The organism is Variovorax sp. RO1 (assembly GCF_002849325.1).
Taxonomy (GTDB): Bacteria; Pseudomonadota; Gammaproteobacteria; order Burkholderiales; family Burkholderiaceae_C; genus Variovorax.
This window is the reverse complement of sequence record NZ_PKMT01000001.1, coordinates 1,076,657-1,102,194: the sequence shown is the minus strand read 5'-3', so window position 1 is coordinate 1,102,194 and position 25,538 is coordinate 1,076,657. Positions and strand designations below refer to the sequence as shown.

22 protein-coding genes are annotated in these 25,538 nt (G+C 66.8%); 6 read left to right on the top strand and 16 right to left on the bottom strand.

Features of this window, described 5'->3' with window-relative positions; genetic code table 11:
• Positions 1-97: 97 nt before the first annotated feature.
• Complete coding sequence (locus tag CY658_RS05370) at positions 98-976, top strand: hypothetical protein (protein ID WP_143713612.1); 879 nt, start codon at positions 98-100, stop codon at positions 974-976.
• 76 nt (positions 977-1,052) lie between these two features.
• On the opposite strand, the gene CY658_RS05365 is transcribed toward CY658_RS05370, so the two are convergent.
• From CY658_RS05365 to CY658_RS05355, 3 genes are all read right to left on the bottom strand, one after another.
• Positions 1,053-1,424, bottom strand: a complete 372-nt coding sequence (locus CY658_RS05365; RefSeq protein WP_101489190.1) for a hypothetical protein — start codon at positions 1,422-1,424, stop codon at positions 1,053-1,055.
• 187 nt (positions 1,425-1,611) lie between these two features.
• Positions 1,612-2,406, bottom strand: a complete 795-nt coding sequence (locus CY658_RS05360) for a LytR/AlgR family response regulator transcription factor (RefSeq protein WP_257884712.1) — start codon at positions 2,404-2,406, stop codon at positions 1,612-1,614.
• Positions 2,403-3,467: a sensor histidine kinase gene (locus CY658_RS05355; protein ID WP_257884711.1), complete on the bottom strand. Its 1,065-nt coding sequence runs from the start codon at positions 3,465-3,467 to the stop codon at positions 2,403-2,405. Before CY658_RS05355 ends, CY658_RS05360 begins: the two co-directional genes overlap by 4 nt.
• Before the next feature lie 238 nt (positions 3,468-3,705).
• On the opposite strand from CY658_RS05355, the gene CY658_RS05350 reads away from it, so the two are divergent.
• The gene (locus tag CY658_RS05350) at positions 3,706-4,893 is read left to right on the top strand and encodes an alpha/beta fold hydrolase (protein ID WP_180838875.1); all 1,188 of its coding nucleotides are present in this window, start codon (positions 3,706-3,708) and stop codon (positions 4,891-4,893) included.
• 36 nt (positions 4,894-4,929) lie between these two features.
• Here the strand turns inward: CY658_RS05350 and CY658_RS05345 are convergent, their stop codons facing one another.
• From CY658_RS05345 to CY658_RS05330, 4 genes are read right to left on the bottom strand one after another with little or no spacing between them, the layout of a single operon-like run.
• Complete coding sequence (locus tag CY658_RS05345; protein WP_101489187.1) at positions 4,930-6,057, bottom strand: FAD-dependent monooxygenase; 1,128 nt, start codon at positions 6,055-6,057, stop codon at positions 4,930-4,932.
• A gap of 47 nt (positions 6,058-6,104) precedes the next feature.
• Positions 6,105-7,934 (bottom strand): gamma-glutamyltransferase family protein, encoded by a 1,830-nt coding sequence (locus CY658_RS05340; RefSeq protein WP_101489186.1) that lies wholly within the window; start codon positions 7,932-7,934, stop codon positions 6,105-6,107.
• A gap of 6 nt (positions 7,935-7,940) precedes the next feature.
• On the bottom strand, positions 7,941-8,876 hold the full coding sequence (locus CY658_RS05335; RefSeq protein WP_101489185.1) for a VOC family protein: 936 nt from the start codon (positions 8,874-8,876) through the stop codon (positions 7,941-7,943).
• On the bottom strand, positions 8,867-9,703 hold the full coding sequence (locus CY658_RS05330; RefSeq protein ID WP_101489184.1) for an alpha/beta fold hydrolase: 837 nt from the start codon (positions 9,701-9,703) through the stop codon (positions 8,867-8,869). The genes CY658_RS05335 and CY658_RS05330 overlap by 10 nt, the downstream gene beginning before the upstream one ends.
• Before the next feature lie 344 nt (positions 9,704-10,047).
• On the opposite strand from CY658_RS05330, the gene CY658_RS05325 reads away from it, so the two are divergent.
• The 4 genes from CY658_RS05325 to kdsA all read left to right on the top strand — a co-directional run bounded on the left by CY658_RS05325 (position 10,048) and on the right by kdsA (position 13,648).
• Complete coding sequence (locus tag CY658_RS05325) at positions 10,048-10,884, top strand: IclR family transcriptional regulator (RefSeq protein WP_101489183.1); 837 nt, start codon at positions 10,048-10,050, stop codon at positions 10,882-10,884.
• 160 nt (positions 10,885-11,044) lie between these two features.
• The gene (locus CY658_RS05320; RefSeq protein ID WP_180838874.1) at positions 11,045-11,923 is read left to right on the top strand and encodes a Bug family tripartite tricarboxylate transporter substrate binding protein; all 879 of its coding nucleotides are present in this window, start codon (positions 11,045-11,047) and stop codon (positions 11,921-11,923) included.
• A 118-nt stretch (positions 11,924-12,041) separates the two neighbouring features.
• Positions 12,042-12,698, top strand: a complete 657-nt coding sequence (locus CY658_RS05315; RefSeq protein WP_101489181.1) for a dihydrofolate reductase family protein — start codon at positions 12,042-12,044, stop codon at positions 12,696-12,698.
• Between the two features lie 98 nt (positions 12,699-12,796).
• Complete coding sequence (gene kdsA / locus CY658_RS05310; RefSeq protein ID WP_101489180.1) at positions 12,797-13,648, top strand: 3-deoxy-8-phosphooctulonate synthase; 852 nt, start codon at positions 12,797-12,799, stop codon at positions 13,646-13,648.
• A gap of 15 nt (positions 13,649-13,663) precedes the next feature.
• On the opposite strand, the gene CY658_RS05305 is transcribed toward kdsA, so the two are convergent.
• From CY658_RS05305 to CY658_RS05265, 9 genes are all read right to left on the bottom strand, one after another.
• Positions 13,664-14,557, bottom strand: coding sequence for a DMT family transporter (locus CY658_RS05305; protein ID WP_101489179.1), 894 nt, complete (start codon positions 14,555-14,557; stop codon positions 13,664-13,666).
• A gap of 133 nt (positions 14,558-14,690) precedes the next feature.
• A complete protein-coding gene (flgL, locus tag CY658_RS05300; protein WP_101489178.1) occupies positions 14,691-15,902 on the bottom strand; it encodes a flagellar hook-associated protein FlgL in 1,212 nt (403 codons plus the stop codon).
• A 34-nt stretch (positions 15,903-15,936) separates the two neighbouring features.
• Positions 15,937-17,889, bottom strand: a complete 1,953-nt coding sequence (flgK, locus tag CY658_RS05295) for a flagellar hook-associated protein FlgK (protein WP_257884710.1) — start codon at positions 17,887-17,889, stop codon at positions 15,937-15,939.
• A 126-nt stretch (positions 17,890-18,015) separates the two neighbouring features.
• The gene (locus CY658_RS05290; protein WP_101489176.1) at positions 18,016-19,734 is read right to left on the bottom strand and encodes a methyl-accepting chemotaxis protein; all 1,719 of its coding nucleotides are present in this window, start codon (positions 19,732-19,734) and stop codon (positions 18,016-18,018) included.
• A 10-nt stretch (positions 19,735-19,744) separates the two neighbouring features.
• Complete coding sequence (locus CY658_RS05285) at positions 19,745-20,251, bottom strand: chemotaxis protein CheW (RefSeq protein WP_101489175.1); 507 nt, start codon at positions 20,249-20,251, stop codon at positions 19,745-19,747.
• A 16-nt stretch (positions 20,252-20,267) separates the two neighbouring features.
• Positions 20,268-21,890, bottom strand: coding sequence for a methyl-accepting chemotaxis protein (locus tag CY658_RS05280; protein WP_101489174.1), 1,623 nt, complete (start codon positions 21,888-21,890; stop codon positions 20,268-20,270).
• 16 nt (positions 21,891-21,906) lie between these two features.
• Entirely contained in the window at positions 21,907-23,481 is a 1,575-nt protein-coding gene (locus tag CY658_RS05275; RefSeq protein WP_101489173.1) for a methyl-accepting chemotaxis protein, read from the bottom strand.
• Between the two features lie 187 nt (positions 23,482-23,668).
• Positions 23,669-23,950: a hypothetical protein gene (locus tag CY658_RS05270; RefSeq protein ID WP_257884709.1), complete on the bottom strand. Its 282-nt coding sequence runs from the start codon at positions 23,948-23,950 to the stop codon at positions 23,669-23,671.
• 7 nt (positions 23,951-23,957) lie between these two features.
• Positions 23,958-25,523, bottom strand: a complete 1,566-nt coding sequence (locus tag CY658_RS05265) for a methyl-accepting chemotaxis protein (protein ID WP_101489172.1) — start codon at positions 25,521-25,523, stop codon at positions 23,958-23,960.
• Between the last annotated feature and the right edge of the window lie 15 nt (positions 25,524-25,538).

The following is a 25,538-nucleotide window of genomic DNA, read 5'->3' as shown; positions in this document are numbered from 1 at the left end:
GCTTGCGGCCGGTCGGCGGTTTTGAAGAACAGCAGGGTCACTTGATGAAAAGCCACTCCCCCTGAGATCATTCCGGTCGCAACACGGAAGGTCGCGCATGTCACACCCTGTTTACCTGTCCAGCTCCTCCCTGCCCCGGATGCCGGAAGGCAGCCGCAACGAATGGCGCAGCTTCTTCGGCCATGGCGTCGAGCTGGAGGCCAACGCGTTCTTCCCGCTGTTCTGGCGGGCCCTCTTCAGCACCAGCGACCTCCGGTATGCGCGCTTCATCGACGAATACGACATGGATGACGAAGCCTCGGCCGTCGACCGCGAGGAATGCATGGACGATTTCGGCGCCGACGCAACCTATCCCTACCTCGTCATTGACAAGGCCGCGGCGGTTGCGCGGCTGACGGAACGGCGTGAAGCGATCCTCGGCGCCATTGGAGAACGCTACCGGCCGATCTACGCGTCCTTTGAAGCACTGATTGCGCAGCACTTCGGGGACTACCTCCTGCTGCGCACCTCTGGCTTGCCGGATGCGGCCGACGCCGAGCCATGGCTGCGCGCTGATCTTGATGGCATCGACGGTCTCCACGACAGCAAGGCGCTCGCAAGCCTGATGTCGGATCTTGCAAGGCACGATGCGGACCCGGTCTGGACCTTGAGCGGCATCGCGTCATCCAGCGATGGCGCGTGGCCCACGTCGGCGTTGCGAGAACACTTTCCCAACCCGCGACAAAGGAAGGCCCGCAGACCACCGACACCACAGCAGATCGACGAGCACGATCGCGCATTCGCGGAACCCAAGGCGCACGCGGCCAAGAGCTGGCTCGACCCCGCCCTGGAATGGCTGGGCGCCTTCGTGGCTGCGGGTGCGGCCTTGGGCGCCTATTACTTCACCCAATCCACCTGGCTGGCCGTGCTGGCCTTTTTGTGCGTCGCCGTGGCATTGGGCTTTGGCATCGCGAAATTGCGCGCCCCGAGGCGCTGACCATGCGGGAAGCAGGCCGTCGGTTTCGCGATGCGAACTTGCGCGTCGATCCACTCACGGACAGCCGTTGCCGGCATCAGTCACGCTCTTCGTAGTAGCGCTGGTGCTGCTCACGCTCCCATTGGCGGCGACGCCATTCACGGCGCTCCGCGCGGCGCTCTTCCCAGCGTTGCGCGCGACGCTCCTCCCAACGAGATCCAGGCTCGTAGTAGACAGGTGCCGGCACGGAGTAGACCGGCTGGGCAGGCTGGTAGTAGGTCGGGGCCGGCCGCGAGTAGACCGGCGCCGGCTCGTAATAGACCGGTGCGGGCTCGCTCACGACCACGCCGGGCAAGTTGACGCCAATGGACCAACTGGTGGCCGCGTTGGCCGATGCGGCGGTGAACAAGGCGCCGGCAGCCACGAGACCTGCGGCACCCAGCTTGAGAGCGGTTCGGGAAAAAGTCATTTCATCTCCAAGAGGGCAAGAAATCGCCCTGATGCATCACCAACGCCCGGCCTTGCGGCACCGCGTACATCGCCACGGTGAAGAACGTTCCCAAATGTCACATTCCCGACTGGCCGGGCGGGGGCCGGAAGCCCCCTGCGTGCAGGCGGTCGGCACCACGTCCGGCAACGCGGCCGTCGGGCTGCCGCTACATCGCGCGGAACAGGTGCCCGAACGCACGGCTGACCTTGAGCGATCGCGCCAGGCCCCGCACGGACAGGCTGTAGCGCCCGTTCTCGTCGCGGGTGGCGCTCACTATGCAGTGGGTGTTGACGAGCACGCCGCGATGCACCTGCGTGAAGTCGGCGGCGTCGATGCGCGACACCAGATCGCGCAGGCTCATGCGCACCAGCGCCTCGCCCTGGGCCGTGACGACATTGACGTACTTCTCGGCGGTTTCCAGACAGATCACCTCCGAGACCGGAATCATCCGCACGGTGTTGCCGACGCCGGCGCGGATGACCTTGATCTTTTCAGGCGCATCGGCCGGTTCCGTGATCGACTGAACGCGCTGCATCAGGGCCGCCATGCCACCGGCAGCCGGTGTCCGCGCGCGCTCTTGCAACCTCTGCTTCAGACGTTGCACGCAGACCTGCAGGCGTTCGAGCGTCGCCGGCTTGAGCATGTAGTCCATCGCCGCATGCTCGAACGCCGAGATCGCGAAGTTGTCGTACGCGGTGATGAAGACGAAGAGCGGTTCGGCCTGATCGTCGGGCCACTCGTCCGCGACGGCCTCGGCGACTTCCAGGCCGGTTTTGCCCGGCATCTTGATGTCCAGGAACATCACATCGGGCGCCAGGGTCTGCGCCAGCTCGATCGCCTTCAGGCCGTCTTCGGCGACGCCCGCAATCTCCAAATCGGGCCAGGCTTCGAACAGCAACCGCTGCAGTGTTCTCGACAGCACCGGTTCATCTTCGGCAATCACGGCACGCCACGCGTTCACGATGGAATCCTCACGACGGCGCGAACGCCGCATGGCGATCGCGCTTGCAAAGTCAGGGACGCGCGCACGCCATAGAGGGCCTGGAGGCGGTCACGCACATTCTTCAGTCCGGAGCCGCAGACCTCGCCACCGTCTCCACTTGAGGCGAGCGGGTGCGGCGACAAGCCCAGGCCGGAATCGTCTACCGCGACTTCGATGCCGCCCTCGATCGACCGCGCCAGCACGTCGATGCGTCCTGCGCCCAACTTCGGTTCCAGGCCGTGCCGGATCGCGTTCTCGACCAGCGGCTGCAACAGCATCGGCGGGACGGCGATTCGCGCCAGTTCGGCGGGCAGGTCGAGCCGGTAGGCCAGCCTGGGCCCCATGCGCAAGGACATGATGTCGAGGTACGCCCTCAGCTGGGCGAACTCCGACTGCAGCGTCGTCACTTCGTCGCGCGACGCTGCATGCGTGCTGCGCAAGTAGACGATCAGCTGGTCGATCATGCGCTCGGCCTGCGGCGGGTCTTCGCTGACGAGCGAGCGCAGGTTCGCCAGCGTGTTGAACAGCATGTGGGGTTCGAGTTGCGCGCGCAGCAGCCGCAGTTCCGATTCGGTGGCGAGGCGCTGGGCATCGGACCGGGCGATCGCCTCCTTGGCAAGCTGGTCACGCGTCGCGGCAACGTAGAGGACGAACACGGCCAGCACCAGGCCGAATGCGAACGCCACCATGTAGTCGCTTTCATGCCCCACGACGCGGCCGATCGGTTCGCCCAGGATCAGGAGCGCGACCAGGTGGCCCCCGAAGTACCCCGTCGGGATGGCGGTCGCGCCGGTCAAAAGCCAACGGGGCAGCGCCTGCATTTGCCGCAGCCGTCCTGAGCGGCCAAGCAGCGCGATGCACGCGATGAACACCATGCCGACGCATTCGATAAAAACGAACAGGCGCGCCGGCGTTCCGAGCGCAGGCGCGGCCCAGAAGAGCAGCCCCGTCGCGATCGCGCACAGCAGGAACGCGCCGGCCGTCAGCCGCGCTGCGCCCATCCAGCGGGCGGGAAGGGAGGACGAATCAACGCGGATCACGGGCGGGAGTCGGCTGCATGCATCGCGGCACTGTAGAGGTTGGCACGCCATGCCGCTACTGATGAAGGGCCCGTGGGGACGGGTTTGTCCTCGAACCGTCGTTTGGGCCGACCGAACGGCGACCGCTCGATGCCGCCTCACGACCGTTGGCACCCTCGGGCGAGCGTTTGGGCGCCAAACCGGATGCGCGCCTGGCAACGGCGGCCGACAGTGCGTGCCTCACCACTCGAGAGTCCCCATGCAACGATCTTCTTTTTCTCTTTCGAACACGCTGCTCTGCGCCGCGGCCGCCGTCTGTGCAGCCCTCGTCACGACGAACGCACAGGCCTTCGACGGCATCGTGGAAAAGCAGGTGTTCACCCTGCCCGCCTACACGACCGTGAACGGCCAGGCCATCAAGGGCGTGCGCATCGGCTATGAAACCTATGGCCGCCTGAATGCGGCGCGAGACAACGTGATCCTCATCAATCACTTCATCACCGGCACCTCGCACGCCGCCGGCCGCTATGCGGCGAGCGACGCCGCGCCGGGTTACTGGGACACGATCATCGGCGCCGGCCTGCCGATCGACACCGATCGGTTCTTCGTCATCGCGACCGACGCGTTATCCAACCCGAATCGCGCATCGGCCACCGTCATCAGCACCGGCCCCGCCAGCATCGACGCCGCCACCGGCAAACCGTATGGCCCGCGCTTCCCGGTGCTGGCGGCGCGGGACACGGTGGAGGTGCAGAAGGCCCTGCTCGATTCGTTGGGCATTCGAACCCTCTACGCCGTGGCAGGCGCGTCGGCCGGCGCCTGGATGTCGGTGGAATGGGCCTCGGCCTATCCGGAGCGCGTGCAGCGCCTGCTGTCCATCGTGGGACCTGGCGTCGACAGCCCGGCCTACGCCATCGCCAAGATGAGCTCGTGGGGCGCAGCCGTGAAGCTGGACCCGAACTGGGCCAACGGCGACTACCACGGCAAGGCCGAGCCGCTGGCCGGCATGACACAGGCCATGCGGCTGGTCACGCTCGACGCGCTCAGCTTCGCCTGGGCCGACAAGGCCTTCGGCCAGAAGTGGGCAGACCCGGGCAAGAACCCCGGCGAGGCGGCTGCGAATCAGTTTGCGGTCGATGCCACCCTCGAGAAGATCGGCGAAGCGCGTGCCAAGGGCATGGACGCCAACAGCTGGCTGTACACGCTGAAGGCCTTGCAGTTGCCCAGCGCCAAACCAGAACGCATCAAGGCCAGGTCGCTGTTCGTGGGCATCAGCTCGGATCAGATCTTTCCGCCGCTCCTGTCAAAACGCGCCGTGGAGATCCTCAAGGCGCAAGGCACGCCGGCAGAGTATGTCGAGATGAACAGTCCCAATGGCCATGCCGATGCACTGGGTGCCACCATCGGTCAGGCCGGGCCGGCGATTGCGGCACTCCTGGCGAAGTAGGCATGCGGTGAGGGGCTGCCCCCCCTCGAGGAATGACTAGGCGGTTTCCGCGAACTTCGCCGCGCAGTCACGAAGATTCTGATTGCGCTCGTCCAGCGCTTCCTGCGTGGCGGGCACCATCAGCGGCGCGCCGACCGTGGCGAATTGCTGGCAGTGCTCGACATAGGGGCGAAGGCGCTCGTGATACAGCGGGCTCGCCTGCGCCATCTGGCCGCCGCACTCGGTCCACGTGGTGGCCAGGATCTCTGCAGACACCATCGCCAGCGTGGTTCCCAGGCCGGACAGCAGTGCGGCGCAGTGACCGGCGTCGCCGATCACCGCCACGTTGCCGTTGATCCAACTGGGCATGCGCGTCTGGCTCACGGAATCGAAGTAGAAGCCCTCGGCGTCGGGCGCAGTGAAGGCGGCACGCATCTGCGGCACCTGCCAGGCGTCGACGCGCGACATGAAACGGTCCACCAAGCGGCGCTGCGATTCGATGTCGCGGAAGTCGTAGTCGACCTCCTCGCTCGCGACGATCATCATGCCCTGCGGGCCATCGCCCGAATCCCGCACCGAGATCTTCAGGCCCGGAACGTTCAGCATGGCCCGTTGCCACGTCCTGTCCTTCGGGAGGTCCACGAGCGCCACGTAGTGCCCGAAGTGCTTCACGTAGTCGCGCTCGGGTCCGAATGCCAGCCTGCGCACGTTCGAATGGAGGCCATCGGCACCGACGACGAGGTCGCAGTGGTGCTGCGTGCCATCGGCCAAGGTCACGTCCACACCGGCGCCGCTGTCGTTGATGGAAGCAATGGAAGACGCGAAGTGGAACGCGACGTCTTGCGGAATCGACCGCCGCAGAATCAGGTTCAAGCGATCTCGCGAGATTTCGACGTCGTCATCGGTCTGGTTTCCGAACCACCGCATGTCGAAGGTGGCGACCTGCGCACCGTTGCCATCCAGAATCGGCGAGGGTTCGCCCGGCACCACGCGCTCCGCGAGGATCTGCGGCAGGATGCCCATGCGCTCGGCCGCTCCGATCGCTTGGCCGCGCACATCGATGGGCGCGCCGCCGGGGCGCAATCCGTTCGAACGCTCGACCACGGTGACCTTGTGGCCCAGGCGGGCAAACCAGTGGGCGGCGGAAAGGCCAGCCATGCTGGCGCCAGAAATCAGGACGTTCATCGAATAGCTCCAGATGCAGTGAATCGTTGTTGTTGTGCCAGAGGGAATCAGCGCGCCGCGGCGTAGCCTTGCATGCCGCGCGGATTGGCTGCGGCCTTGAACATGAAGCGGCCGGGGCCGATGCGTTCACGCGCGCAAGCCGACAGTCGCCCTTCGGACCAGGCATCGCCGACGACCACCTCATGCCCACGGCGGCGCAACGCGTCGATGCTCTGCTGTGGAAATCGGCTCTCGACGGTCAGGCGCTGTCGTTCGACCAGGCGCGGCCAGAAGGACGCGGTGAAATGATTCATGTGCCAGGCAGGCGCGTCGATGGCTTCCTGCATGGTCATGCCCATGCGCAGATGGCGCACGGCAAATGCGGTTTGCCATTGGTCCTGCTGATCGCCGCCCGGCGTGCCGAAAGCCGCATAGGCCTGGCCTTGCTTGAATGCCAGGGACGGGCTGAGTGTCGTGAGCGGCCGGTAGCCCGGCCGCAGCGCGTTGCGCATGCGCCGATCGAGCCACGTCATCTGCAGGCGTGTGTTCAAGGAGAACCCCAGCCCCGGAACCACGGGGCTGCTGGACAGCCACCCGCCGCTGGGCGTGGCCGCGACCAGGTTGCCCCATCGGTCGGCGACGTCGATGTGGCAGGTGTCGCCCACGACGATCTCTTCGGTCGGTTGCCAGGCATGCGCTGGCAGTGCCGCGAACGTGGGTTCGCCGGCACCGAAGAGGAAGCCGCCTGCAGCCAATGCGCGCGAATGGTCTTCATGGAGCGACAGCTGCGGGGCCAGGCCACCCGGCCTGCCGGGACGGATCAGGGACGACGCCCTGTCGTCGATCAGTGGGCGGCGCGCAGCCGCGTACGGCATCGAGAGCAGTTCGTCCAGAGGAACATCGATCGCACGGGGATCGGCATACCAGGCATCGCGATCTGCAAAGGCCAGCTTGGCCGCCTCCACCATGCGGTGCACGAGCTCGTCGCCCATCGGGTCCAGCCCCTCGAGGGCATCGGCCTGCAGGAGATTGAGCTGCTGCAGCATCACGGGCCCCTGGCTCCAAGAGTCGCACTTGGCGATCGCGAAGTCGCCGTAGTCGCAGATGCGCGGCGCTTCATAGGTGGGCCGCCAACGCGCCATGTCCTCCCCGCGCAGGAGCCCCCGTTGCCGCTCGCCCGAGGAGTCCATGACTTCCGTTCGGTAGAAGGCGTCGATGCGATCGGCCACGAAGCCCTGGTACCAGCCGCGCAGTGCCGAATCGATCTGCTGCTCACGCTGGTGGCTCGCCTTCTCGGCCTCCTCGACCAGGCGCAGGTAGGTGTCGGCCAGCGCCTTGTTGGAGAACAGTTTTCCCAGCGAAGGCACGTCGCCCCCCGGCAGGTAGATTTGCGCCGACGACGGCCATTGGGTCTCGAAGAGCGTGCGCACCGCGACGATCGCCTGCACGATGCGGGGCACGAGCGGATAGCCGTCGCGCGCGTATTGAATGGCCGGCTCCAGCACCGTGCGCAAGGGCATCGTTCCGTGATCGCGCAGCAGCGTCATCCAGGCACCGAACGCGCCGGGCACGCACGCCGGGAGCAGGCCAATGCCGGGGACCAGCTGCAGGCCCAGCGACTCGAAGTGCTCGATGGTGGCAGCCGCCGGCGCCACGCCCTGCCCGCACAGCACCTGGGCGCGATGGCCCGACTCGTCCCAGAACAGGATCGGCACTTCGCCGCCCGGGCCATTCAGATGCGGCTCGACGACCTGCAGCACAAAGCCTGCGCAGGCGGCCGCATCGAAGGCATTGCCGCCGCGTTCAAGAATGGACATCGCGCTGGCCGTGGCCAGCCAGTGCGTTGACGAGGCAGCGCCAAACGTGCCCTTGAGTTCAGGGCGGGTGGTAAAGCTCATGGTGCGTCAGGCGGGGTCTGAGTCGGGCGCGGGCGCGGAATGCAACTGAAGCCCCGGGGCCAGAACGCCAGCCAATGTCTGCATGAGTTCGACTTGGTGCGCCAACACGGTGGGCTCGCGCAGCACGGCGTTCAGCACGCCGATGCAGATGCCGTCGGCGATGACGGGAACGTTGAGCAGCGACATTCCGCCGAGGTCCAGGATCCTCTCGTGGTCATCGAAGTTCTGCCGAATGGCCTCGGCGCCCTCGCTGCGCAAGACTTGTGCGCCCAACAGCACGGTCTCGCCGAAGTAGGTGCCCTCCTTGTTCTTCGTACCGCCCACGGGATACGCCTGTTCGTCGCTGGCGTACACACGCTGCAAGCGCATGGAACTGCCGACGCGCGCATTGATGCTGAACAGCACGGGTCGCAGATGCTCGTGCACGACCTCGGCGATCTTCCGATACCGGGTCGCCGGATCTTCGGCTTCGCTGAGCGCGGCCTTCAGATCGTCGTATTCACGGTCCGACAGCGTGCCTTGGGCACTGCCGAGCGCATCGGCGGGGAAATTCAATTCGATCGTGACCCCATCCGGATCGGTGACGAAGATCTGCTCCAGACTGGATTTCGGGATGCTTCGACGTCGGTAGGGAATCGACTGCTGCGTGAGCCGCTGTTCGAACTCCTGCAGGTCGCTGGCGAAAAAGGCGATGTGGTCGACGGCGCCGCTGCCATGCAGCGTCTCGCCAGGGCTGCGTCCGAAGTGATGAAGCATCGCCGGATCGTCATTGGCCTGCGCCAGGTGCAGGCAGACCTGCGAGCCAATGGCCAGCCACGCCCCCGGAAAGGGTGCCCATGGCCTGGGGGCATCGCGCATGCCCAGCGCCTCGATGTAGAAGCGCCGGGAAGCCTCGATGTCCTTGGTGAGCACGAGGAAGTGGTTCAGGTCGGTCAAGGGCATGTGACTGGTCCCTGGGAGTCGTCGGACGGAAGAAGAAACTGCGTGAGCGCCGCGGCGAGCTGCGCGGGGGCTTGCATGGCCGTGGCATGCCCCACGCCAGGCAGGACGACGGAACGGCAATCGGGAATCTCGCGCACGATCGAGAGCGCGACCTCCGGGGGAACCACGGCGTCGGCATCGCCCGTGAGGACCAGGGTGGGCGCGGCGATCGCATCGAGATTGGCATCGAGGCTCGACGCGACGGCTGCGGCGCGTCGCCGCGTGCCGTCATCCGCCGGTCTGACCTTCGAGAAGAAGCCGCGCAGCTCGGGGCGCTCGGCCAGCAAGGGCGCGGTGAAGAACAGGATCGCGAGCTCTTCGGCGCTCTCGGGCAAGGCCGCGCGCAATTGCGACAGCCGGGCCACGCCCGCAGGGTTGAGTTCTGCCATCGCATGAGGCAGCGGCCAGGTGCTTCCCAGCACCAGCCGATCGACCACTTCAGGATGCAGCAGCGCGAGCGCCTGCGCGACCCGGCCGCCGAACGAGGAGCCAAACACATGGGCGCGCTGGAATCCGAGATGGACGATCAGGCGATGGGCATCGTGAGCCAGCGCTTCCAGGCTGGCGGCGTGTGCGGGTGCCGTTGTCTCTCCGCACTCGCGCTGGTCGTAAGAGATGACCGTGAAGGCGGGGCTCAGCAGGGGCACCAGCTCGGCGAACATCTGCCGCGTGGCCTCGGCGCCATGCATCAGGAGGAGTGCCGGCCCCTGCCCTTGCAGCGCGTAGGCCGTGCGCACGCCCTCGTGATCGAAGAAGCCTTGCGTGGATCGTTGCAGGGGGTCGGCCATGGAGACAGTCTTTCAGCGAATTCAGTGCAGTGGATGTGTGCGTGGCGCATTGCGTCCTTGCAATGAAGTCTAGGCACGAACGCGCACCCGCAGAAGCCTGTTTTCTCCTGGATCGATCACATCGTGAGAATCCACGGCGCACGAGTATCGGCCCGACCTCCTCGCTCGTTCTTCATTCGGAACAACGGTCAGAATTTGATTCTCACCATGTGAGCCGACACGGATGACTTCGGGTGCCCTTCGACCCTAGCATTGCCACAAGTTCAACGACGTCCTTGCTGGATGCCTGGGTTCATCTGCCTGTCTGCATCACGACCTGATCTCTGAACGAAACGGACCTGCCCATGATCGACGCCCCTAATGAGCCATCGGATGCGCGCAGCGGCGCGCAAGCCGTCGAGCGAAGCCTGTCGATCCTTCGGCTGCTGGCGCTTCGCCCTGCCGATGGCTTGCGCATCAAGACCATCTCGCAAGCCACGGGACTTCACGTCGCGACCTCGTCGCGCATGGTGCGCGCGATGCAGCAGCTGGGGTTCGTGGAACAGGACCCGGTCACGCGGCGCTACAGGCTGGGCTTCGGTGCGGCCCTGCTGGGCGCGGCCACAGCGTCGCGCCTCCAGGTGAATGCCGAGATTCGCGGACTCATCGACGACCTGGCGGACAAGACCGGCGAGTCGATCTACCTGTGCGTGCGCCAGGGCCTGTCGGCTGTGTTCGTGTACCGCGCCTCCGGCTCCTTTCCCATCCGAGCGGTGACGGTCGACGTCGGCACGCATGTGCCGCTCGGCGTGGGCGCCGCGGGCATGGCCATCCTGTCGACGCTGCCCGACGAGGAGCGCGAGCAGGTGCTGCAACGCGTCGCGCCGCTGGTGCCCGAATACCGGCTGAAGATGAGCGATGTGATGGAGCTGATGGCCCGCGCGGAGGAGCAAGGCTACGCGCTGATGGACGGCCGCACTTTCCCCGGCATTCACAGCGTGGGTGTCGCCGTTCCTGCCAACCGGCAGCACGTTCAGGCGGGCCTCAGTCTGTCCGCCATCGCCGAGCGACTGGACCCACAAAGGCAGGCCACGGTCGCCAAAGATTTGCGCACGGCAGCGAGCCGCATCGCCAGGCTGGAATTCTTCAAGCACCTGCACGCACCGGCAAGCCAACGCCCGGGCGGCGCCGTGTTCTGGTGATCCGTTTTTTCTCACCCCACCCCATCCACTGCAGGAGAGCCTTGTGAAATCGATCCCCCACCGGAAGCTGTCGTCCACGAATCGCCGAGCCATGCTCCAAACACTGGGTGCGGTGGCCCTGGCAGCACCGTCGCTGTCCTTTGGGCAGGATCGCCCCGCCGTGACCCGCATCGTCGTGCCGTTCGCACCCGGGAATGCCGTGGACGCTTCCGCACGCCAGCTGGCCGAGGCGCTGCGACGCACCACCGGTCGCAACCACATCGTCGACAACAAACCCGGCGCCGGCGCGATCATCGGCACCTCCGAGGTGGCGCGCGCCAAGCCCGACGGGTCCGTTTTGCTCTTCACCACCGGGGGCCACGCGACCAATGCCGTGCTCTATGGCAAGCTGCCCTACGACTCGCAAAAAGACTTCACCCCCATCTCGCAGGTGACGAGTTCCCCGGGCTTCGTCATGCTCGTTCGCGCCGACGCGCCGTACCGGACCCTCAATGAACTGATGGCGGCGGCGCGTGCCAAGCCGGGAACCATCACCTTCGCCTCCTACGGCACAGGCAACACCACGCACCTGGTGGGTGAGTTGTTCGCGCGCGCCGCCAACCTTCAGCTCGTGCATGTGCCGTACAAGGCCTCGCCGATCCCGGACCTGCTGGGCGGCCATGTGGATTTCCTGTTCATCGGCACTTCGAGCGGCCTGCCCTTGATTCAGGAGGGAAAGACGCGCGGCCTGGCGATCACATCGGCCTCCCGGATCTCTTCCCTTCCCGAGGTGCCCAGCGTCTCGGAGTTCGGCCTCAAGGGCGTGGACATCCCGGCGTGGTCAGGACTGTGGGGGCCCAAGGGCATGTCGCCGGCACTGGCCACGGCCATCCGGGACGACGTGGCCAAGGCGGTGCTGGAGCCCGCGTTCCAGGCATCGCTGAAGACCTTCGCCAGCACATCGATCGTGACCACCCCGCAGCAGTTCTCGGACACGGTGTCTGCGGAGATCGTGAGCTACAAGCGGCGCCTCGAGCCGCTGGGCATCAGGCTCGACTGAGCACGTTCTTCGGGCAGATCTCGTCGTTCGAACAGGCGCACCAAGGCCCGACCAGCCGCCCTTCCCCGGCGGGCGTACCCAGCGCTAAACTGCGGCTCCGTTTTTCAGGAGACCCGCCATGACCCGATTGCTCGTGCGCAGCTTCGGCGTTTCGCTCGATGGCTTTGCCGCCGGCCCGGACCAGAGCCTGGCGCATCCGCTGGGCGTTCGCGGCCCGGAACTCATGGACTGGTTCGTTCCCACACGCGTCTGGCAGCAGATGCAAAAGACGGGCGAGGCCAACGGCGAGACCGGCATCGACAACGAGATGGCCGAACAGGGCTTCGCCGAGATGGGGGCCTGGATCCTCGGGCGCAACATGTTCGGCCCGGTGCGCGGCCCCTGGCGCGATGACAGCTGGAAAGGCTGGTGGGGTGACGAGCCCCCGTACCACGTGCCGGTCTTCGTGCTGACCCACCATGCCCGCGCGCCCCTGACGATGCAGGGTGGCACCACCTTCCACTTCGTCACCGGCGGCATCCACGACGCGCTGGCACAGGCGAAGGCGGCCGCCGGTGCGCGCGACGTGCGCGTGGGCGGCGGCGCGGCGACCGTGCGCGAGTATCTGAAGGCCGGTCTGATCGACGAACTTCACCTGGCCGTGCGACCGGTGCTGCTGGGAAAGGGCGAGCCGCTGTTCGCAGGCCTGGACCTGCCCGCACTGGGCTACCGCTGCGAGCGGCAGGTCGCAGGCGAGCGCGCCACGCACATGCTCCTGCGCCGCGACGCGGCTTGACGCCAGCAAGGCAGCCCTCGCCCGCTCGATCGATCGACGGCTTCTGGCCAGATGCCGAACCGCGAGAATGCACCCCACACCGTACAGAGGAGCTCGCCTTGACCACCGTCGCCATCAACCCCGCAATCCACGTCAGCAACAACAACGGCTTTGTCCTGTTTGGCGGCGTGAACGTCCTCGAATCGAAGGACATGGCCCTGCGTGCGGCCGAGGAGTACGTCCGCGTCACGCAAAAGCTCGGCATTCCCTACGTCTTCAAGGCCAGTTTCGACAAGGCGAACCGCTCGTCGATCCACTCCTACCGGGGCCCCGGCATGGAAGAGGGCCTGAAGATCTTCGAGGCCGTCAAGGCGGCGTTCGGCGTGCCCGTTCTCACCGACGTGCACGAGCCATGGCAGGCGAAGCCCGTCGCCGAAGTGGTCGACGTTCTGCAGCTGCCTGCGTTCCTCGCCCGCCAGACCGACCTGGTCGTCGCGATGGCCCAGACGGGCAAGGTCATCAACGTCAAGAAGCCCCAGTTCCTGAGCCCGACGCAGGTGCTCAACATCGTCGAGAAGATCCAGGAGGCGGGCACCTCCCCCGTCATCCTGTGCGACCGCGGCACCTGCTTCGGCTACGACAACCTGGTGGTGGACATGCTCGGCTTCGGCACCATGAAGAAAGTCACGGGGAACCTGCCCGTCATCTTCGACGTGACGCATGCGCTCCAGCAACGCGAGGCGAACGCCATCGCCTCTGGCGGGCGACGCGAGCAAGTGGCCGAGCTGGCGCGTGCGGGCCTGGCGGTGGGCCTGGCGGGCCTCTTTCTTGAAGCGCATCCTGACCCGGCACAGGCCAAGTGCGACGGTCCCAGCGCCCTGCCGCTGGACCAGCTGGAGCCGTTCCTCACGCAGCTGAAGGCGTTGGACGACCTGGTGAAGTCGTTCGCGCCCCTGAACATCCCCGCCTGAACCAGGCGCCGCAGTTCAGGCCGCCTTCCGCCTTTTCTGCGCAGACCGTGGCGCCTCGCTTCGCGCCAGCCACAGCCCGCTCGCGATGATCAACGCGCCGCCGCCCAGCGTCCATGCATCGGGCGCGGCCTGCCAGAACACCCAGTCCAGCACGAGCGCCCACGCGAGGGCGCTGTACTCGAAGGGCGCGATGGCCGCGGCCTGGCCGTGGCGGAAGGCCTCGGCGATGGCCAGCTGGCCCAGGAAACCGCTGACGGCCAGGCCGGCAAGCACCCACGTGTGCTCGGCCTGGAGCGGCACCCATTGCGGCGCCGCCAGCAGGCTTCCGCCAAGCGCCATGCCGGCCGTGGTCCAGAAGACCAGCGCGGTGCTCGGTTCGGTGCGGCTGATGAGCCGGCCCAGCATGTTCGACAGCGCATAGCAGACGGCGGCCACCAGAATCGCCACGGCGCCCGTCGAGAGAAAGGCGCCCTGCTCGGGCCGCAGCGCGATCACGACACCGGCGAAGCCCAGCCCGATGGCGATCCAGTGGCGCGGAAGAATCGACTCGCCCAGCAGCGGCACGGCGATGAGCACCATCAGCAGCGGTGCAATGAACGTGAGCGTGTAGGCCTCGGCCAGGCCCAAGGACTTCAAGCCGTGCACGAAGAGCACGAGCATCGTCATATTCAGCCCCGTGCGCAGCAGGTGCAAAGGCCAACGCAGCCGGCGATTGAAAACGCCGGCGGCCTCGCGCCGCCAGGCGATGTACAGGCACACCAACGGCAGCGCCGTGAGTCCGCGCAGCGCCATCACCTGCACCGGCGGATAGTGCCCCGCGAGGTTCTTGAGCAGCGCGTCCATGCAGGCGAAGAAGGCGCAAGCCAACAGCATCGCGGCGATGCCGCGCAGGGTTCCGGTCGGGTGCATGGTGACGTTGTCTCGCGGCAGTGGCCGGCAGAGACGGGGCTTGTTCTTGACCGCCAAGCATAGGCCCTGCGAACGCCTGGTGCTGCATGGGCCACCGTCGTGACGCAAGTCACCACGGTCGCCCCTTCCACCCTTACAGGTAGTTGAAGAGCGAAATGCTGTTCAACCGCGCAAACGTCATCTGCGTCGCCTGCAACGACGACTGTCGCTGGTAGAAATCAGAAATCGCGGCGTACGGATCGAGGTCCTCGATCGACGACAGGTAGCTTTCTTCCTGCAGCTTGTTCATCGCACCCGCACTGTCGAGCGCCTCGAGTTCGACCTGGCGCGAGCCCACCGACGACAGCACGGTGAGCACGTTGTCGTGCGCGTTCGTGACCTTCACGTTGGCGGTGCTCAACGCGTTGCGCAGCTGCGCCTGGGCCGCCTCGCCGCCGCCGTTGAGCGGCGCACGCAGCGCGGTCACCAGCTCGCCCAGGGCCGCGAAGATGTCGGTGCCGGCGTTCTGCGCGGTCGACACGTCGAAGCTGTCGCCGTTGGCCGGCGTGCCGCTGATGGCGATCTGCACGCCACCGAACGTGATCGGGCTTCCGGCGGTGAACGTGCCGCTCGCGGCCACGACCGGCGGCGTGTCCTTGGTCATCACCGTGTAGTCGGTGCCGGTGAAGCGGATGGTGAAATCCTTGCCGTAGTTCGGGGCGGTGGCGTCGGTGGTGCTCACCGCGCCGAACACGCCGGAGCCGGTGTTGGCGGGCGCGCCCGAGGCCACGTAGCCCGCGCCGCCCTGCACCGTCTGGAAGATGCTGCGGCCGTCGTCCGAGGTCGACATCTGGCGCGCCACGTCGATCTGCATCAGCCGCTCGCCCTGGTCGCCCACGTACTGCACGCCGCCGCCGTCGGCCATCACGAAGGGCGGGCTGCCGCTCTTGAAGCCGGCGAACAGGTACTGCCCATTGCCGTTGTCGCTGTTGGCCACGCCCACGAGCTGCTCCAGGCTGCTCTGGATGGCGGTGGCGAGCGAGCCGCGGTCGGCGTCCGACAGGCCACCACCGCCGGCCTGCACGACCAGCGTCTTCACGTGCTGCAGGATCGACGTCACCGAGTCGAGCGCGTTCTCCTCGGTCGACAACGCCAGCGCCGCGCGTTGGCGGCTGGTGGTGAACTGGGCGCCCTCCGCCAGCGTCTGGCTCACGCCGAGTGCGCGCGCCGCGCCCACCGGGTCGTCGCCGGCCGACAGGAACTTGGAGTTGGTCGCCAGCTGCTGCTGGACCCTGAACAGCTTCTGCTGCTGCAGGCCCATCGACTGCAGGCTCTGTTCGAAGAAGGATTGGGTGCTGATGCGCATCGCGGGTCCTGAAATCTGTGCGGGGGTGTGGGGATCAGTTGCTGATGCCGAGGATGGCGTCGAACATCGCCGAGGCGGTCTGGATCACCTTGGCATTGGCCTGGTACATCTGCTGGAACATCAGCAGGTTGCCGGTTTCCTCGTCCTGGTTGACGCCGGAAATCGCGCGCTGGCTGGCCTTGATCTGGCCGGTCACGCTGTCCTGCGTGACGGCGGCCACCTTGATCGACATGGCGCGGTTGCCGACGTCGCTCACCAGCTGCGAGTAGGCGCCGTTGAAGGTCGCGGTGCCGTTCGACATGGTGGTCTTGCGCTGCAGCGCGCCCAGCAACAGCGCGTTGCCGCCGTCGGACACACCACCGGTGTTCTTGCCGATGGTGAAGGTGTCACCCTGCGCGGGCGCGCCCGTCATGCTCACGGTGATGCCGTCGAAGCTCATCTTCGCGCCCGCCGTGTACGGCACGGGCGTGCCGGCCGGATAGCTGGTGGCGGTGCCGTCGGCGCGCGTGACGGTCACGGCCGAGCCGGCCGGAAAGCCCGACAGCGTGCCGGTGCCCGTGTTGAAGCTCAGTGTGACGTTGCCGGCCAGCGGCGAGCCCGGGTAGGCGGCGTCGACCGTGGCCCCGCCCAGTGCGCCGCTGCCCTTGTTGCCTGCGGTGTTGCCGGTGATCACGGGCGACGCGGCGGCCACCTTGGCCGGGTCGCGCACCAGCACGTCGACGTCGCGCGCGCCGGTGCGCGTGGGCTGTACCAGGAACGAATCGCCGGCCTGCGCCGTGCCGCTCGCGGCCGTGAGGCTCACGCCGTCGAAGCTGATCGGAAAGGTCGTGAAGCTGCCCATCGGCGTCCTGTCCGAAAGCCGCGTGACCGTGTAGGTGAGCGTGCCCGCCACGTCGGTCACGCTCACGTTGTAGTCGCTCGTGGTGAGCTTCGACGCGTCGGTCAGCGTGGCGCCGAATTCGAGGGTGCCGGTGTTGCCGGCATTGGCGATCGTGCCCGGCACGGCCTGCGAGAAGAAGTTCTGGCCCAGCACGCCGTTCAGGTCCACGCCCAGCTTGTGCTGCGCGTTCACCGCGTCGGCCACCGACATGGCGAGCCGGCCGATGGCGTTCTGCGTGGGAATCAGCGTGTCCTTGCGAAAGGCCATGAGGCCGCCGAGCACGCCGCCGGTGAAGGCGCTGTCGTCGAGCTCGACGGTGTTGCCGGCAAAGCCCGACAGCGCCACCACCTGGCGCGTCGGGTCCGACGACGACGCCACCGCCGCCATCTTGGAGGCGTGGTCGCCCACCACCAGCGACTGGCCGGTGGCGATGAACACGTTGTACTTGCCGTCGTCCTGCTGCAGCACGCGCACGTCGACCACCTGGCTCAGCTCGCTCACCAGTTGGTCGCGCTGGTCGAGCAGGTCGTTCGGCGCCTGGCCGCCGGCCACGGCGCTCATCTGGCTGATCTGCTGGTTCAGGCTGGCGATCTTGGCGGCGTAGGTGTTGATCTGGCTCACGCTGCCCACGATCTGCTCATTGACCGAGGTGTTCAGGTCCGACAGGTACTGGTCGGTTGCGCGGAACTTGCTGGCCAGCGACTGCGCCGCACTGATCATCTGCTGGCGCGCCGCCGGGTCGGCCGGCGTGTTGGCCACGCCCTGCACGCTGGTGAAGAAGCTCTGCATCAGCGGCGCGATGCCCGAGGTCTTGTCGGCCAGCAGCGTGTCGATGCGGTTGACCTGCACGCCGTTGGTGGCCAGCGCGGCCGACTGCGACTGCGCGGTGGCCAGCTGCGCCGTGAGGTAGCGGTCGTAGCTGCGCGCCACGGTCGTCACGTTGGCGCCCGAACCGATGAAGCCCGAGCCGCTGGCAATGCCGCCGGCCGTGGCGATCTGCGCGATCTGGCGGCTGTAGCCGGCCGTGTACACGTTGGCGGTGTTGTGGGCCGTGGTCATCAGCGCGGTGCGGGCGACCGCGAGGCCGCTCAGACCTGTGTAGAACATGCTTCCGGACATAAGGCTTTACCTGTCAAAGGGGTGTGTGGGAGCGGCATCGCGCGCGATGCCTCCCCGTAGTTATCGGCAGCGCGCGCCCGAAGTTGAGGGGCGCGTACGTTCATGCCGTCTTTCTCAGAACTCCGACCAGTCGCCCTTGGCGTCGCCGGCCATCGCGAGCTGCGGCGTGCCGGTCGGTTCGCGGCGCGTGGGCAGCGCCTTGGCGCGCGGCTTGGGCGTCGGCTTCGGCGGCTTGGGAATCGGCGTGATGCGCGTGAAGCTCGCGCGGGTCGTCGCGACCGCGTTCGCGTCGAGCTTGAACACGCTCACGGCCTGCACGAGGCTGCCGGCCTGCTCCTGCAGCGACTGCGCGGCTGCCGACGCTTCTTCGACCAGCGCCGCGTTCTGCTGCGTCACCTGGTCCATCTGCGTGATCGCCTGGTTGATCTGCTCGATGCCCGAGGTCTGCTCCTGGCTCGCCGCCGTGATCTCGCCCATGATGTCCGTCACGCGCTTCACGCTGCCCACGATCTCTTCCATCGTGCGGCCCGCCTCGGCGACTTGCTTGCTGCCTTCTTCGACCTTCTCCACCGAGTCGCCGATCAGCGTCTTGATTTCCTTGGCGGCTGCGGCAGAGCGTTGTGCGAGGCTGCGGACTTCCGAAGCCACGACCGCAAAGCCTCGGCCTTGCTCGCCGGCGCGTGCCGCTTCCACAGCAGCATTCAACGCAAGGATGTTGGTCTGGAAAGCGATGCCGTCGATCACGCCGATGATGTCGACGATCTTCTTGGACGACGCATTGATCGAACCCATCGTGTCCACCACTTGCGACACGACCGCGCCGCCCTTGACCGCGACTTCCGAAGCCGACACCGCCAGCTGGTTCGCCTGCCGCGCGTTGTCCGCGTTCTGCTTCACCGTCGAGGTCAGCTCTTCCATCGACGCTGCCGTCTGTTCCAGCGAACTCGCCTGCTCTTCGGTGCGCGACGACAGGTCCTGGTTGCCCGAAGCAATCTGCCCCGAGGCCGTGGCGATCGTCTCCGTGCCCGTGCGCACTTCGCCCACCACCTTCGCCAGGTTGGCGTTCATGTCCTTCAGCGCCTGCATCAGCTGGCCCGTCTCGTCGCGGCTGTCCACGCGGATGTTCGCGCTCAGGTCACCCGCCGCCACGGTCTCGGCCACGCCGACCGCCTTGGCCAGCGGACGCACGATGCTGCGCGAGATGAAGAAGGCGAACAAGCCGCCCAGCAACACCGTGAGTGCCGTCAGCAGCAGCCGCAGGTTGAAGCTCTTCGCATTCGCCGCGTCGATGGCGTGGCTCATGTCGTCGATGGCGCGGCGTTCGATGGCCAGCAGTTCGAGCACGCGGTTTTCATAGGCCTTGGCGGCCGGCTGGAACGACAGCTGGTAGGCGCGCACGGTCTCGACCGTGTTGCCGCTGGCCTTGGCGCGGGTCACGTCGTCCTTGGCGGACTGGTACTTGGCGCGCAGCTCGACGATGGACTTGTAGGTCGCTTTTTCTTCGTCGGTGACCAGCAGCGCCTCGACCTTGGCCATGGTCTCGGTGCCCTTCTTCACGCTCTCGGAGATCACGTCGGCGAACAGCATCGGCAGCGCCTCGTCGGTGGTGCGCGCGATCATCGAGGTGCGTGCAATGGCCGAGTAGGTCAGCACGTACCAGTCGGCAATGAGCCGCTCCTTGGCCAGCGGGCTCTGCATCATGATGCGCGTGGCTTCGGCGTTCTTGTGCGCGGACATCAGCCCCACGGCGCTGGAGATGATCGACAGCCCCAGCACGATGGCGAACGCGAGGGTCAGGCGGGTGCCGATGCGAAGGTTCGAAAAGAATGTCATGGGGTGGTCCTCAAACGGTGGCGGCGGATTCGATGAGGCCCATTTCTTCGCTGGACATCAGCCGGTCGATGTCCACCAGGATCAGCATGCGTTCGTCCAGCGTGCCCAGGCCGATCAGGTAGTCGGTGTCGAGCACCGAGCCCATCTCGGGCGCCGGCTTGATCTGCTCGGCCGTGAGCGTGATCACGTCCGACACGCTGTCCACCACCATGCCCACCACGCGGCCCGAGATGTTCAGCACGATCACCACCGTGAACTGGTCGTAGGTGGGTGCGCCCAGCTCGAACTTGATGCGCATGTCGATGATCGGCACGATGATGCCGCGCAGGTTGACCACGCCCTTGATGTAGTCGGGCGCGTTCGCGATGCGCGTCACGGCGTCGTAGCCGCGCAGCTCCTGCACCTTCTGGATGTCGATGCCGTATTCCTCGTCGCCGAGCTTGAAGGTCACGACCTCCAGGCGGTTGGCCGCGGCGGATGCGGACGGCGATGTGTTGTCTCTGGTGTGGTTCAGCATGTGTTCTTCTCCTCGTTCAATACGCATCCCGGACGCCGGCACCCTCGCCCGCCCCGGTCCTGAATACCCCTGCGGCCCGGACCAGGCCCTCGGCCTGTTCCTGCAGCGACTGCGCCGTGGCCGACGCTTCTTCGACCAGCGCGGCGTTCTGCTGCGTCACCTGGTCCATCTGCGCGATGGCCTGGTTGATCTGCTCGATGCCCGAGGTCTGCTCCTGGCTCGCCGTCGTGATCTCGCCCATGATGTCGGTCACGCGCTTCACGCTGCCGACGATCTCCTGCATGGTCCGGCCGGCCTCGGCCACCTGCTTGCTGCCCGCCTCGACCTTCTCCACCGAGTCGCCGATGAGGGTCTTGATTTCTTTCGCGGCAGCGGCCGAGCGTTGCGCCAGGCTGCGCACTTCCGACGCAACCACCGCGAAGCCCTTGCCCTGCTCGCCCGCGCGTGCGGCTTCCACGGCCGCGTTCAGCGCGAGGATGTTGGTCTGGAACGCGATGCCGTCGATCACGCCGATGATGTCGACGATCTTTTTCGACGAGGCGTTGATCGAGCCCATCGTGTCCACGACCTGCGACACCACGGCGCCGCCCTTCACGGCCACCTCCGACGCGGAGACGGCCAACTGGTTCGCCTGCAGTGCGTTGTCCGCGTTCTGCTTCACCGTCGAGGTCAGCTCTTCCATCGATGCGGCCGTCTGTTCGAGCGAGCTGGCCTGCTGCTCGGTTCGCGACGACAGGTCCTGGTTGCCCGAGGCGATCTGGCTCGACGCCGACATCACGCCCGCGACATTTGCACCCACGTCCGCGACGATCGCGAAGAGGTTGGCGCTCATCTGGTTCAACGCGCGCAGCAGCCCCGCGATCTCGTCGCCGGGCCGCACCGTGAAGCGCACCAGGTCACCACCCGCGATGGTTCGCGCGACCTCGATGGCGTCATCGAGCGGACGGAAGACCGTGCGACCGAGGAACGCACCGAGGCCCAGCCACGCCAGCGCAGCGCCAATGCTGCCCGCCGCCACGGCAGTGGGCAGCCAGCTGTGCGCGCCGGACGCCGCCGTCAAGCGGGATGCTTCCATCCAGCCCATCGCGCCCAGGCCCGCTGACAGCGCCGCCGCCGCGACGGTCACGCCGAACACGCGGCGCCGCACCGGGATGCGCCGCAGTCGCGCCAGCGGACGCACCCAGCCACTGCGCACCACTTCGCCCTGCAGCAGTTCGAGGCCCTTGGCTTCGCCCTCGCGCATGCGGCGGTAGAGCGCATCGGCGGCTGCCACATCCTCGCGCGCGGGGCGGCTGCGCACAGACATGTAGCCCTCCACGCGGCCCTGGTGGCGGATCGGCGTGACGTTGGCGAGCACCCAGTAGAAGTCGCCGTTCTTGCGGCGGTTCTTGATGAGGCCGGTCCAGGGCAGGCCTTGGTCGAGCGTTCGCCAGAGGTCGGCGAAGGCCTCGGGCGGCACGTCGGGATGGCGCACGATGTTGTGCGCCTTGCCCAGCAGTTCGCCGGCAGCGAAGCCACTGGCCGCGACGAAGGCGGGGTTGACGTAGGTGATGCGGCCCTTGAGGTCGGTGCGGGACACCAGGGCCTCTTCCTTCGAGAGTTCGTATTCGATGTCGGTGACGGGCAGATTGACGCGCATGGCCGGTGCGTCGCCTTCAAGCTAATGCCAAGGCGTTGCTGCGGCTGCCGCCGAGGCGGAACACGCCGACGACTTGCGACAGGCTGCCGGCCTGTTCCTGCAGCGACTGCGCCGCCGCCGACGCTTCCTCGACCAGCGCCGCGTTCTGCTGCGTCACCTGGTCCATCTGCGTGATCGCCTGATTGATCTGCTCGATGCCCGAGGTCTGCTCCTGGCTCGCTGCGGTGATCTCGCCCATGATGTCGGTCACGCGCTTGACGCTGCCCACGATCTCCTCCATCGTGCGGCCGGCTTCTGCGACCTGCTTGCTGCCTTCTTCGACCTTCTCTACCGAGTCGCCGATCAGCGTCTTGATTTCCTTGGCGGCTGCTGCCGAGCGTTGGGCCAAGCTGCGAACTTCGGAAGCGACTACTGCAAAGCCTCGGCCTTGTTCGCCGGCACGTGCGGCTTCCACGGCCGCATTCAGCGCGAGGATGTTGGTCTGGAACGCGATGCCATCGATCACGCCGATGATGTCCACGATCTTTTTCGACGAGGCGTTGATCGACCCCATCGTGTCCACCACCTGCGACACGACCGCGCCGCCCTTCACCGCAACTTCCGACGCAGAGACCGCCAGCTGGTTGGCCTGCCGCGCGTTGTCGGCGTTCTGCTTCACCGTCGAGGTCAGCTCTTCCATCGACGCCGCCGTCTGCTCCAGCGAACTCGCCTGCTCTTCGGTGCGCGACGACAAGTCCTGGTTGCCCGAGGCGATCTGCCCCGATGCCGTGGCGATCGTCTCTGTGCCCGTGCGCACTTCACCCACCACCTTGGCGAGATTCGCGTTCATGTCCTTCAGCGCCTGCATCAGCTGGCCCGTCTCGTCGCGGCTCTCCACGCGAATGTTCGCGCTCAGGTCTCCTGCCGCCACCGTCTCGGCCACTTCGAGCGCATGGCCCAGCGGACGCACGATGCCCAGCGTGAGGCGCCAGGCGAACAGCGCGCCCAACACCAGCGCGATGGCCGACAGCGCGAGCAGCGCGGTGCGGCCTTCGGTGTGGTCGGCCGCGATGCCCTTGGCGGCGGCGTCGATCTTCTCGCGCTGGTGGTTCGCCAGGCTCTCGACGGCGTTGGCGTAGACGGAAAGCGCCGCGCTGAACTTGGTGTCGACCAGCACATTGGCTTCGTCGAGCTTCTTCTCGTCCTTCAGCTTGTTGAGCGTGCCCACGGTCTCGAGCACGACGACGCGCGCCGCGACCACCGCCGCATAGAGCGCCTTTTCTTCCGGGCTGGCGAGCATCGCCTCCAGCTGCTTCTGCGCCGGCGTGATGCGCGCCGATCCGGCCGCCTGGAGCTTGGCGAAATACGCCGCGATCTCGGGATCGGTGGTTTTGACCATCGCGTAGTTGGCGACGGTGTTCGACTTGAGCAGGCTCAGCCATTCGGTCGCCAGGCGCTCCTTGACCAGCGCGCCCTGCACCATCTCGTCGGTCGCCTGGCCCACGTTCGTGAGGCGAAGCACTCCGGTGCCCGCAATGAACGCCATCAGCAGCAGCAACGCCGCGAAGCCGAGCCCGAGGCGGGTGCCGATTTTCAGATCCTTCAAACTCATTGCGCTTTTCTTCCTTCAATAACGGGGAGCGGTGGCCGCATCGCGCGGCGGGCCACCGGCATGACATGGCTTCATGTCGGGGCGGCCTGCGCCACCCCGTCTCCCTGTTATCGGCAGCGCGCCGCCAGACTTGAGTCTTTTTTCTGAATATCGGTGCGGATCGGGGCGCGGGCGCATGCGTTCTCTGTCAGGCGTCGGTGGCGTTGACGTGCTGGAACACCCGGTCCAGCCGCTCGGCGACCTTCGCGTCGTGGCGGGTCGAACGCGCCCGTGCACGTGCCGCAAGACCCGCGAGGCCAAGGCCGGTCAGGCAGGCGGCGCCGGCCAGCGCCCACACGGCATGAAGTGCCCAAGCGCAGCCGGTACCGACACGGAAGCCGAGGAAGAGCGCCACGGCCAACAACAGGAGCAATGCAGCGAAGCCCATGCCGACGCGGCGCAAGGCTTTCGGATGGAAATGCGTAGACACGGGGCGTTCAAGCCACGACGGCTTCGTCGGCGTCGAGCTTGAAGGTGCTGACAGCCTCTACGAGGTTGCTCGCCTGCTCCTGCAGCGACTGCGCCGCGGCCGACGCTTCTTCGACCAGCGCTGCGTTCTGCTGCGTCAGCTGGTCCATCTGCGTGATCGCCTGGTTGATCTGCTCGATGCCCGAGGTCTGCTCCTGGCTGGCCGCAGTGATCTCGCCCATGATGTCCGTCACGCGCTTCACGCTGCCCACGATCTCTTCCATCGTGCGGCCGGCTTCGGCAACCTGCTTGCTGCCTTCTTCGACCTTCTCTACCGAGTCGCCGATCAGGGTCTTGATTTCCTTGGCGGCTGCGGCGGAGCGCTGTGCGAGGCTGCGAACTTCAGAAGCAACCACCGCAAAGCCTCGGCCTTGCTCACCGGCACGCGCTGCTTCAACGGCCGCATTCAGCGCGAGGATGTTGGTCTGGAACGCGATGCCATCGATCACACCGATGATGTCGACGATCTTCCTGGACGACGCATTGATCGAGCCCATCGTGTCCACGACTTGCGACACGACAGCGCCACCCTTGACGGCGACTTCCGAAGCCGACACCGCCAGCTGGTTCGCCTGTCGCGCGTTGTCCGCGTTCTGCTTCACCGTCGAGGTCAGCTCCTCCATCGACGCTGCTGTCTGCTCCAGCGAACTCGCCTGCTCTTCCGTGCGTGACGACAGGTCCTGGTTCCCCGCCGCAATCTGCCGTGACGCCACCGCGATCGAATCGGTCGAGGCCTTGATGCGCGTCACGAGGTCGGTGAGCGTGTCCTCCATCTCGCCCATGCCACGCAGCAGCCGGCCGAAGTCGCCGCCACGGTCGGTCTCGAACTCCTGGCTCAGGTCGCCGGAGGCCACGGTCTCGGCGATCAGCAGCGCCTCGGCGATCGGCTGGGCGATGCTGCGCGTGAGCAGCCACGCGAGCACCGCGCCCAGCGCGAGCGCGGCCGCGGCCAGCGCGACGATGTAGAGACGGCCTGCGCGGTACTGCGCGTCGATGGCGGCGGCCGTTCTGTCGATGTGCTTTTGCTGGTGCGTCACCATCGCGCGGATGCTCGCGTCGTAGCCGTCGAGCATCGGCAGCAGCTGCGTGTCGGTGCGCGTCGCGGCCTCGTCCTTCTGGCCGTCGGCCTTCAGCTGGAGGATCTGCTTGCGCAGCGCGATGTAGTCGCCGCGCCGCTTCTGGATGTCGGCGCTCAGTGCCAGTTCTTCGGGCGTGCTGAGCAGCGCCTCGAGCGCCGTCTGCGTCTCGGAAATGGTGGCGCTGGTCGCGGCGATCTGCTTTTGCAGATAAGCCTGCACCTGCGCGTCGTCGCTCTTGAGCAGCGAGAAGGTGCGCACGCTGTTGGTGGCGGTGCCCAGCTGCCAGGCCGTGGCCAGGCGCTCCTTCGACAGGGTGCGCGAGGCCAGGTCTTGCGTGGCTTCGCCCACGCCCTGCAGCCGCAGCACGCCGATGCCCGCCACGGCCACCAGCAGCGCCAGCACCAGCGCAAAGCCGGCGCCCAGCCGCATTCCGGTCGTCCAATTCTTGATCGTCATTCGCTTGTCTCCTCT

Coding starts and splice junctions, on each gene's coding strand:
- CY658_RS05370 (WP_143713612.1), top strand. CDS start 98: ATGTCACACCCTGTTTACCTGTCCAGCTCCTCCCTGCCCCGGATGCCG.
- CY658_RS05365 (WP_101489190.1), bottom strand. CDS start 1,424: ATGACTTTTTCCCGAACCGCTCTCAAGCTGGGTGCCGCAGGTCTCGTG.
- CY658_RS05350 (WP_180838875.1), top strand. CDS start 3,706: ATGCAACGATCTTCTTTTTCTCTTTCGAACACGCTGCTCTGCGCCGCG.
- CY658_RS05345 (WP_101489187.1), bottom strand. CDS start 6,057: ATGAACGTCCTGATTTCTGGCGCCAGCATGGCTGGCCTTTCCGCCGCC.
- CY658_RS05340 (WP_101489186.1), bottom strand. CDS start 7,934: ATGAGCTTTACCACCCGCCCTGAACTCAAGGGCACGTTTGGCGCTGCC.
- CY658_RS05335 (WP_101489185.1), bottom strand. CDS start 8,876: ATGCCCTTGACCGACCTGAACCACTTCCTCGTGCTCACCAAGGACATC.
- CY658_RS05330 (WP_101489184.1), bottom strand. CDS start 9,703: ATGGCCGACCCCCTGCAACGATCCACGCAAGGCTTCTTCGATCACGAG.
- CY658_RS05325 (WP_101489183.1), top strand. CDS start 10,048: ATGATCGACGCCCCTAATGAGCCATCGGATGCGCGCAGCGGCGCGCAA.
- CY658_RS05315 (WP_101489181.1), top strand. CDS start 12,042: ATGACCCGATTGCTCGTGCGCAGCTTCGGCGTTTCGCTCGATGGCTTT.
- CY658_RS05305 (WP_101489179.1), bottom strand. CDS start 14,557: ATGCACCCGACCGGAACCCTGCGCGGCATCGCCGCGATGCTGTTGGCT.
- flgL (WP_101489178.1), bottom strand. CDS start 15,902: ATGCGCATCAGCACCCAATCCTTCTTCGAACAGAGCCTGCAGTCGATG.
- flgK (WP_257884710.1), bottom strand. CDS start 17,889: ATGTTCTACACAGGTCTGAGCGGCCTCGCGGTCGCCCGCACCGCGCTG.
- CY658_RS05290 (WP_101489176.1), bottom strand. CDS start 19,734: ATGACATTCTTTTCGAACCTTCGCATCGGCACCCGCCTGACCCTCGCG.
- CY658_RS05285 (WP_101489175.1), bottom strand. CDS start 20,251: ATGCTGAACCACACCAGAGACAACACATCGCCGTCCGCATCCGCCGCG.
- CY658_RS05280 (WP_101489174.1), bottom strand. CDS start 21,890: ATGCGCGTCAATCTGCCCGTCACCGACATCGAATACGAACTCTCGAAG.
- CY658_RS05275 (WP_101489173.1), bottom strand. CDS start 23,481: ATGAGTTTGAAGGATCTGAAAATCGGCACCCGCCTCGGGCTCGGCTTC.
- CY658_RS05265 (WP_101489172.1), bottom strand. CDS start 25,523: ATGACGATCAAGAATTGGACGACCGGAATGCGGCTGGGCGCCGGCTTT.